Annotated in this window: 7 protein-coding genes; 6 read left to right on the forward strand and 1 reads right to left on the reverse strand. The window is 63.5% G+C overall.

The annotated features are described in order from the left end of the window. The first annotated feature begins 25 nt into the window (after positions 1-25). The 6 genes from B5X69_RS13670 to B5X69_RS13695 all read left to right on the forward strand — a co-directional run bounded on the left by B5X69_RS13670 (position 26) and on the right by B5X69_RS13695 (position 7,189). Positions 26-520, forward strand: coding sequence for a hypothetical protein (locus B5X69_RS13670; protein ID WP_079639262.1), 495 nt, complete (start codon positions 26-28; stop codon positions 518-520). A gap of 714 nt (positions 521-1,234) precedes the next feature. Then, on the forward strand, positions 1,235-1,789 hold the full coding sequence (locus B5X69_RS13675) for a type 1 glutamine amidotransferase domain-containing protein (RefSeq protein WP_079639263.1): 555 nt from the start codon (positions 1,235-1,237) through the stop codon (positions 1,787-1,789). Between the two features lie 306 nt (positions 1,790-2,095). After that, positions 2,096-2,926: a 23S rRNA (adenine(2030)-N(6))-methyltransferase RlmJ gene (locus B5X69_RS13680; RefSeq protein ID WP_079639281.1), complete on the forward strand. Its 831-nt coding sequence runs from the start codon at positions 2,096-2,098 to the stop codon at positions 2,924-2,926. A 275-nt stretch (positions 2,927-3,201) separates the two neighbouring features. Next, positions 3,202-5,262: a TonB-dependent siderophore receptor gene (locus tag B5X69_RS13685; protein ID WP_079639264.1), complete on the forward strand. Its 2,061-nt coding sequence runs from the start codon at positions 3,202-3,204 to the stop codon at positions 5,260-5,262. Then, entirely contained in the window at positions 5,259-5,840 is a 582-nt protein-coding gene (locus B5X69_RS13690) for a hypothetical protein (protein WP_079639265.1), read from the forward strand. The genes B5X69_RS13685 and B5X69_RS13690 overlap by 4 nt, the downstream gene beginning before the upstream one ends. After that, on the forward strand, positions 5,837-7,189 hold the full coding sequence (locus B5X69_RS13695; protein WP_079639266.1) for a PepSY-associated TM helix domain-containing protein: 1,353 nt from the start codon (positions 5,837-5,839) through the stop codon (positions 7,187-7,189). The genes B5X69_RS13690 and B5X69_RS13695 overlap by 4 nt, the downstream gene beginning before the upstream one ends. Before the next feature lie 560 nt (positions 7,190-7,749). On the opposite strand, the gene B5X69_RS13705 is transcribed toward B5X69_RS13695, so the two are convergent. Next, the gene (locus B5X69_RS13705) at positions 7,750-9,129 is read right to left on the reverse strand and encodes an MFS transporter (protein WP_079639268.1); all 1,380 of its coding nucleotides are present in this window, start codon (positions 9,127-9,129) and stop codon (positions 7,750-7,752) included. Positions 9,130-9,240: the final 111 nt, after the last annotated feature.

Below are 9,240 nucleotides of genomic sequence, written 5' to 3' on the forward strand. Positions count from 1 at the left end.
GTCTCGAGCGGGGCAAGGAGATGTTATGGCGCGGCCCCTGATACTGGTGACATCCGTCCTGTTCATTGGCGCAGCTGCGCTGTCGCTGCAATCCTGCGGCGCAGAGAGCGTCGAGGCCGCACCCACGGACGGCCCGGCAAACGGGCTTGTCTCCCTGCCCGATGGCTCGACCTTCGTTGCGCCGAAAGGGTCTTTCTCCCGCGCGGTCGCCGATTGGCTGGCCGCGCGCGAGGGGGCCGAGGCCGAGTTCATCTTTGCCGGCTTTGTCGAGGATCGGCCCAGATTCACGCGCCGGGGACTTGGTCAGGCGGCCAATCTTGCAACGATCCTGCGCGGGGCTCCGGCCGCTTCCATCGAGATTGCGGGGGACGAGGCGCAGGCCAAGGCGCTGGCGCATATGCTCGATGACCGCGGCATCGGCAGTGACCGCATGAAAGTCATTCCCGCTGCGGGGCTCGGCAGCATGCTGATCAGGATTCACCGGGGATCGACCGCGCCCCTGATGACCGCGACACCCTGACCCTCTCATTTCTGCAGAAGCGCCTCGAACCGGCCGGCATATAGGGTGTCCGCCGCCATGCGCCGATCGATCGGGACGCGCCGTCCGGCCATCAGACCGGCGCTCACCCAGTCCCCGCCCGGCGCGATCGACAGCGCCCCTCCCCTTTGCAGATTGCGAGCCGATCCCCCGCGCCTTTAAGGCCGCGCGTACGCCGCGCCGCGCCCATGAGGCGCGCGCGTTCACCGTTGGACAGCGAGGGATCTACATCCGCCAAAGACGCCCGCGGACCAGGAATCAACGATCGTCGGGGGTTGCAGATGGTGGGGCGCCCGATTTCACACTGCCGCGAGCGCCCATCGGGGGGCCTTCACAGGAGTCGGGTGCCGGCGACTGAGGGGTTCGTCGGTCGCCGGCACCCCTGATGGGAGGGATCCACCATCTTCGCAACTCCAGAACTACCACTTCGTTCCCACTTCTTTTGCGGTTCGGAAAAGCCTTTCACAACATAGGTTAAACGCATGAATTAGAGCCGCAATGAAGGGAACAATGGCCCCGCCTGCCGCGTCTTCATGAGGCCCTCTCCCCTTGGGGCAGAAGATGAACATTTTCAGCTACAGGCGAGCGCTCATGCCGCGCTCTTCTGGGCCGGGCCGTCGCTCCCGCACGGCCCGGCTTCGCTGCCGAAGGGGATGCGGCGTCCCAGTCCCCACAGCTCTGCGAAAAGGATAGCCCATGCCCGCCCCTCTCACCGATCGCCGCGTTCTCATCATGGCCACCGACGGATTTGAGCAGTCCGAGCTCGAGGTTCCGCGCAGCAAGCTCAGAGAGGCTGGAGCAGAGGTCCGTGTGGCTTCGCTGAAGAATGGAGAGATAAATGGCTGGGACGAGGGCGACTGGGGAAATGCCGTCCACGTCGACCTATTGATCGCCGATGCGAACGTTGACGATTTTGACGCGCTGGTGCTTCCCGGCGGCCAGATCAACCCCGATCTCTTGAGGGTCGAGGAAAATGCGATCGCGCTCATTCAGGCGTTCGCCAGCGCGCAAAAGCCGATTGCCGCCATCTGTCATGCCCCTTGGCTCCTCATCGAGGCCGGCCTCGCCAAGGGCCGGTCGATGACCTGCTACAAGTCGATACGAACCGATATGATCAACGCCGGCGCAAAGCTCCTCGACCGCCCAGCCGTCGTGGATGGGAAGATTATCACCAGCCGCTGTCCTGACGATCTGCCCGACTTCTGCGGCGCGATTATCGAGGCTCTCGCGGACGCTCCGACGGACGCGTGACCGCGTCATGAGCATTTGCAGCTTTATCGCACCAAAGTGCGGCGGCCCTGCAATAAGAAGTCTCGCGGGATTTTTTTCCGCATGTATCGGAAAGGCAAGAATTTTACCGTGATGTCTCGGCGCCGCCCGGTTATGCGGCCGTGTCCCTGCCGGCTCTCTCGATGACGGCTTTGAGGCGCTTGGCAGAATCTTTTGAAGGTTTCTCTCTGATTCTGTACGGGTCCGCGATCAGCTGCTTTGGGTATCGCGCGCAGCTTCGGCGCCCAGCCGAGCGCATGCAGGCAGGTCGCCAGGATCAAGATCAGGATGAATTATCGCCATAGCTTTCATGCCGGCAATAGCGCCGATGTCGCAAAGCACAGCCTGCTGATCGCCCTCGTGAGGGCCTTGCAGCAAAAGCCGGGCGCGCTGACTCTCATCGACACCCATTCCGGTTGCGGGCTCTACGACCTTGGCGGTGAGGACGCCCAGCGCACCGGCGAGGCTAGTCAGGGGGTCGTAAGGGTTTTTGCCCAGCCGAGCCCCTTGCTGGAGGAGTACCGCGCCGCGGTGATGGCCGTAAATCCAGGGGCCGAGCCTCGTTACTACCCCGGATCGCCGCGAATATTGGCGCAGCTTTTGCGTCCGCAGGATCTTCTCATCCTCAACGAGAAACATCCCGAAGACGTCTATGCGCTGCGCCGCGCAATGCGCGGCACATCCGCCGCTGTGCATCAGCGCGATGCCTACGAGCTCTGGCTGGCGATGTTGCCGCCGCGCACCGCGCGCGGCGTTGTGGTGGTAGACCCGCCCTACGAGCAGACCGATGAACGCGCCCGCATTACCGCCACCCTCGCATCCGCAAACCGCAAATGGGCGCATGGCGTGACCGTGATCTGGTATCCGCTCAAGGAGCGCGAGACGCACCAGCGGTGGAAGCAGCAGCTGCGAAAACTCGGTATCCCGAAGTTTCTCATGGTCGAGCATTGGCTCTACGACAGCGACCAACGCGATATCTACAATGGCGCGGGCCTTTTCATCATCAACCCGCCCTACGCCTTTACCCAGGCGCTACCGCCGCTGCTGGAGGCCCTCCGCGCCGCGCTGGCGCCGGAGGGGCATAGAGGACAGATCACAGCCGATTGGCTGGGCGACTAGAAAATCCTCATCGTCCCATTTTTCCCGGCGGAGGAATTGCGGCGCTCAGGCTTGCCGTTCGGGGGGCGTCGCGGTTGCACTGCGTGCCCCTGAATATTCCGGCCGCTCCGGCGGGCAAATGCGAGCGCTTGCGCTCGCTGAACTTGGGCAAAATGCGCTTCGACAAGGGTCCACCGATCCCGCAGAAGAAATGGCAAAGCAAATGCAAATGTTGCTAATGAGACTGCATCGCATTAGTGAGCGTGCGATTCGATCGCAGTCCAGGGGAATGAAAATTGAAAAACGCGCGTATAGCCTTGCTTCTTGGCGCAGCGCTGGCCAGCGGCAACGCCCTCGCCGCGGATGCAGCTTCAGCCGAAGCCGAGGATCAGGGGTCGATCGTCGTGACTGGCTATGCCGGCACCAAGACCGAAACCGCGCTGGTCGAATTGCCTCAGCCGGTGAAGATCATCACCGCTGACCAATATGAGGCGCAGGGCGCGATCAATATCAGCGACACGGTCAAATATGCCGCGGGCGTGCTTGCCAATCCCTATGGCCGCGATACGCGTGTCGACGGCTTCAACGTGCGCGGGATCGATGCGCTGCAGTTCCGCGACGGAATGCGCGACATATTCTCCTACTACGCCAGCATCACCTCGGATCCCTATAATTTCGAGCGCGTCGAAATTGTCCGCGGTCCGGCATCGGTCCTGTTCGGACAAGGCTCGATCGGGGGTCTCGTCAACCTCGTGTCGAAAAGCCCCGGTTTTGAAACGCAGGGCGAGGTGAGCCTCGTTTACGGAAGCTACGACCGCAAGGAAGTGCTCGCGGACGTCAATCTTGCGCTGAGCGACAGCCTTGCCATCCGCACGGTCGCGCGCGCGCGCGACGCCGGCACCTATGTCGATCATGTTCCCGACGACCGGGTGATGTTCGCTCCATCGCTTCGCTGGCAGCCGAGCGCGGACACCGACATCATCCTCACCGGCCTCTACCAGGAGGACGATACGGGTTCGACCTCGCAATTCCTGCCGATCATCGGCACCTTCCGCCCGAACCCGGGCGCGCCTGGGAACCTTGACCGCTATACCTTTGTCGGCAAGCCCGGCTGGGACCGCTATGCCGGCCGCTCGCTGCAGGGCATGGCGAGCGTCACGCATGATTTTTCCGATGCGGTGCGCCTCAGCCTCAAGGCGCGCTACATCGACAGCGACCTTGAATATTTCACCCATTATGCCGACAGCTACAGCAACCCGACCGATCCCTTTTCGGTCTATGGAACCGACCGCCGGACGATCGGTCTCTACGCCGATGCCAGCGACGCACGGATGAATGTTTTTTCGACCGACAATAATCTCCAGTTCGATTTCAACACCGGCGCGAATGTCGAACACAAGCTGCTCGTCGGCATCGACTATAGCTGGAACAAGGTCGGCAAGCGCGGGGTCTTCGGGTTCGAGACCATCGACCTTTACGACATCGATTATGACGCGCTGCAGACCTATGATCCCACCGGCCCCTTCGCCTATGACTCCCAGAAGCAGCTCGGCGTCTATGTCCAGGACCAGATCCGCTTCTTCGACCGGGTCTCGGTCGTGCTTGGCGCGCGGCGCGACCGCGTGACATCCTCGGCGGGGAACAAGGATAATGCGACGACCTTCAGGGCCGGGATCATCGGCGACATCGGTGCCGGGATTTCGCCCTTTGTAAGTTACACCGAAAGCTTCTTGCCGATCGCGGGGCGCAACGAAAATGCCGACGGCAGCGTCGGCGATCCCTTCCGGCCCCAGACCGGCGAACAATGGGAGGCCGGCTTCAAGTGGCATCCGCGCTCCGGCACGCTGGTGACCGTCACGGCCTTCCGGGTGAAGGAGCGCAACCGCGTCCTCTATCTCGCGGGCGGCGGCACCGCGCAGTCGGGCGAGCTCACGACCAAGGGGATCGAGGTCGAGGCGAGCCACACGCTGCCGGGCAATTTCGACCTCCTCGTCAACTATGGCTACAACAAGCTGAAGTCGGAGGTGAACACCGACCTCGATTACCTCCCGCGCCACATCGCCTCGATCTGGTCGACCAAGACGTTCGGTCTTGAAGGCGATGCGCAGCTGCGGCTCGGCGCGGGGGTCGTCTATACCGGCAAGCGCCGCTCGACGGGTCCGGCCTGGTCGCTGGTCACGCCCAGCAACACGACGGTCGATGCGCTGGCCGAAGTCAGCTGGGGACAATGGCGATTTGCCGTCAATGCGACGAACCTGCTCAACAACCGGTTTTTCGCATCGTGCCTGGCGCGCGGCGACTGTTTTGTCGGTGCGCCGCGAAATGTGATGGCAACGGTCGGCTACCGCTTCCGGTGATTGGCCCCGCGCCTCTCGTCTGGCTCGGCGCTGCAGCGATCATCGCCGCGGTGCTCCAACTTCGCCGCGCATGGGGCCTTTCGCGCCGCTCGGTTCTGGCGAACGGCATGGGCTGGGCGCTGATGCTCCTCGGCTCGCTGCTCGCGCTCGCAGGCGATGGCGCATGGGGCCTCGCCGTCGCGTCGCTGTTTGGCATGGCGTGCGCGGCGCTGCTCCTCGCACATGCGGCGTGGACGTCGCCGCGCGGCAAGGCGCGCGCCTCGGAGCGGAAAGCGCATGCGCTTCCCGAACCAGGCGAACCCCGTCATATCGGCCGCCGCCTCATCACCTTCCTCCTCACCATACCGCTCGCTTTCGCAGCCTCCCTGCTGGCCGCGCTCGGCGCGCGCGCCCTCTTCGCCATGGCGGGATTGAACGACGCCGACGGCAATGCGATCGCGCTGCTGCTTCTCCCTCTCCTGTGGGGCGCCCTCGCCTTCTGGCTTCTCATGCTGTCGACCCGCCGCGCGCAACTGATATGCCTCGCTGCGCCCGCGGCTGGGGGCCTCGTCCTCACTCTCGTAGGAGGCGCGCTATGAGGCTCGCCATTTCAAAAGATGCCGTCCAGCGTGCGCTCTCGGCGCACGCCGCGATCGGCCTCCTCGCCTCGGCGCTCCTCTATCTCATCTGCCTCACCGGGACCCTCGTCGTATTCTACCAGGAATGGCAGCGGATCGAGCAGCCCGATGCGCCGGAAATGACGGCCATCGCCCCCGAAGCCGTTCAGCATGCCGTCGCTTCCGTTCTCGCAGCCGAAAAGAACAAGCCTCGCACCACTCATCTTTATGTTCACATGCCGGTCGAGGGCCTGCCGCGCAGCACGATCACCACCGACCATCAGGCGGTTCACATCGATGCCGACGGCAAGATCGCCGGGCCGGAGGAGAATAGCTGGTCCGAGTTTCTGCTCGGCGCCCATTATGCGCTCAACATCCCGGGACTCGTCGGAATGACGATCGTCGGCATTTTCGGCGTGATGATCCTCGCGCTCACACTGTCGGGCCTCGTCGCCCACCCGCGCATCTTCCGCGACGCCTTTCGTCTGCGCACGCGCGACAACCATGGTGTCGGCCTTGCCGACTGGCACAATCGGCTTGGCGTCTGGACCATGCCCTTTTCGCTCGCGATTGCCGTCACCGGATCGATGATCGGCCTCGGCGTTGTCGGAGCCTATGGTCTCGCCGGAGCCTTCTACAAGAATGACATCGAGGCGGCCTACGCGCCGATCTTCGGGGAGGAGCACGCCGCCGATGCTCGCCCGGCGCCGCTCGCCGACATCGCAGCGCCCCTCGCCTGGCTCGCGCACAATGAACCCGACGCGCGCCTGACTTATGTGATCCTCCACGACCCGGGTACGCGCGGCCAACATACGCAGCTCATCGCCGAGCATCCGCGCCGCCTGATCTATGGCGAGACCTATGAATTTGGCGCCGACGGCAGCTATCATGGCAAGGTCGGCCTCTCCGACGGCCACCTCGGGCAACAGCTCGCGGCGTCGACATATAATCTCCACTTCGGAAATTATGGCGGCCTGCCGGTGAAGATTGCCTATGTCCTGTTCGGTTTCGCACTCACCATCGTCGTCGCAACCGGCACTTCGATCTGGCTCGGCAAGCGCCAGCGGCGCGGCCTCCATGAACCGCGGCTGCGCGCCGGCTGGGACGGGGTGATCTGGGGCGTTCCGCTCGCACTCGCGCTCACACTCCTCGCGCGTATCCTGCTTGGCAATGGAGCGCCGCTCATCGCGATCTTCTGGCTCGCCGCCATCGCCATCCCGCTGGTCGCAATCGTCCGCCCCGAACCACGCCCGAAAACATTGCTTCGGCGCTTGCTTATCGTATCGGTCACGGCCTGCGCCGCGGCCGCGCTGCTCGGGATCGCGGCTTAGAAGGAGCCCGTGCGCACCTTGTAGCCACGAAAAGCTCGTTCAAGGGGTGAAACTCGAGCCTCGCCGCCACGATGAGATCATATGATCCAAGCCGGCGGGCAGCAGAGCGCCGGCTTCGCTCAACCGCCCCTCGAACGCGCGCCGCGACAGCCGACAGGTTGAAGCAATCCCCTCCCCCCTGGACGCTGGATCTGGTGCAGCCGCGTCGAAGTAGGACGGCACGAGCGGTCGCTCATGATGAGATTTTTCGAATAGCGGCGCGCGGCGTCGCACGGATCGTCAGGGATGGCCCTTCGGCGGCAGGGACAAGCATCCGGGAAGGCGACCTGGAAGCGATCGAGCACCGGTCCGATGCGCGGCACGGCGCGATCATCGATGGCGAGATTGGCCCCGTTGTTGAGACGCGAGGGATAGATGATCCCGTCCACAGCCGCCGGATGCTCATGGATCGCCGCCAGCCTCGCCTCAGCATTGCTCTGGTTGCCCTTTGTCCACGAAACCCTAGACGAGACATCGGTACGGGCTTTGGGATAGGGCCCAGATGCAAGCGCGAGTTCAGCTCAGCGATAGCGAGCGCCGCTCAATTCGGCCCCCGCGTCGCGCGCAAAACGCAGACCCAAGGCTGCCGAGACCATGGCGAGCAAAGCCATCGACAGAAAGCCGACCGAGAAATCGATCAGCCCTGCCGCATGCGCTCCTCGCGCGTTCATGGAAAGCGCGAGCAGCGCGGCCGCAAGCGATATCCCGAGCATCGCCGAAAATTGTTGGACCACGCTGTGAAGACTGGTCGAGTCGCTCATCCGTGCGCTGGAGACGTCGGCAAAGGCAATCGTACCGAGCGCGTTGAACTGAAGCGACCGGACGAAGCCGCCGAGCAAGACCACCGCATAGAATGCTGCGATCGGCCACGCAGGCCTGAACGCCGCGCATAACGCCAGGAAGGCAGCGCAAGCGATGCTGTTGACGATCATGATGTTCCGGTATCCAAAGCGCCGGAGCATCGGAATCGTAGTGAGCTTGACCGCCAGTGCGCTGACACCGCCCGCGAAAGTGATCAACCCGCTTTCGAAGGCGGACATACCGAAACCCAGCTGGAGCATCATCGGCAGCAGGAAGGGAAAGGACCCGATCGCAATGCGGAAAAATATGCCCGACCATGTCGCGATCGCGAATGTCGGGATCCGCAGGAGCGTGAGATCTACCAGCGGCGCATGATGTCTTCGCGCGTGGAAGAAATAGCCTGTCGCCGCGGCCAGTCCGGCAAGCAGCAGCAAAAAAGCCAGGGATTGGGGCCCGAGGCCATGAACCAGCAGTTCAAGCCCGATCACCGTGCCCGACAGGGCGGTTCCGCAAAGCAGCGCTCCGAACCAGTCGAAGCGGCGCGGCGCCGGGCGAACCTCGTCACGCACCAGCCACCAAGCCATGGCAATACCAAGAATGCCGATGGGCAGGTTGATAAAAAAGATCCACCGCCACGACGCATAGGTCGTGAGGAACCCGCCAACGAGCGGCCCCGCGATCGGGGCGATCATTGTCGGGGTGAGGACCCAGGCCATGGCCGAGACGAACTGCGCCTTGGGCACCGAACGCAGCAATAGCAGGCGTCCGACCGGCGACATCATCGCGGCACCGATGCCCTGCATGAAGCGCGCAGCGACCAGACCGCCAAGGGTGGTCGCAAGACTGCAGAGCAGCGAGGCGACGGTGAAGATCGCGATCGCTGCACAGAAGACGTTGCGCATCCCGAACCGGTCGGCGACACGGCCGCTTACCGGCAGAAAAGCCGTCAGGCTGACGAGATAGGCGGTGAGCGTCAGATTGGCGCGTAGCGGATCTGCTCCCAGCGATTGCGCGATATCGGGCAATGCCGTCACCAGCACAGTCGAATCGAGCTGCTCCATGAAGAAGGCCGTGGCTACCATCAGCGCCAGAAGGCGCATATGTCGCTCCGACGCCTGAGGTGGTGCCGTTTTTCTGGACAGGGTGATAAGCTCAGCCTGACCTGAGGAATGGACTGGAATGAAGACGACGAGAAAGCGCTACAGCGCGGA

Origin of the sequence: Sphingopyxis flava, from assembly GCF_900168005.1 — a bacterium.
GTDB classification, from domain to species: domain Bacteria; phylum Pseudomonadota; class Alphaproteobacteria; order Sphingomonadales; family Sphingomonadaceae; genus Sphingopyxis; species Sphingopyxis flava.